Below are 237 nucleotides of genomic sequence, written 5' to 3'. Positions count from 1 at the left end.
AAGACTATTTACTGACGATGAAACGAGACTATTCACAGTTTGTAACAGGTAAAAGCCTACTTCCCTGGTTAGATATAAAAGATGAAGAAACATGTAGCTGGATTTGGCGTTATCTAACAGAAAAAATAGATGAGGCGGCAGAGGAAAAAATAGCTTTCCAATTCATTAAACCAATTGATAATGAGACAATTTATTGGTCTGTTATTGCCTTGATAAGTAATTGGAAGCACTTAAAAG

The 237-nt window shown here is 34.2% G+C and carries 1 protein-coding gene; it reads left to right on the top strand.

Annotated elements, in window-relative coordinates; all coding sequences use genetic code 11:
- Window positions 1–17: 17 nt before the first annotated feature.
- On the top strand, window positions 18–237 hold a 220-nt coding region (locus SB771_RS36970; RefSeq protein WP_410722280.1), incomplete at its 3' end, for a hypothetical protein.

The organism is Burkholderia sp. SIMBA_051 (genome assembly GCF_046534915.1).
GTDB lineage: Bacteria > Pseudomonadota > Gammaproteobacteria > Burkholderiales > Burkholderiaceae > Burkholderia > Burkholderia ambifaria.
This window is presented reverse-complemented; position numbering and strand designations above follow the sequence as displayed.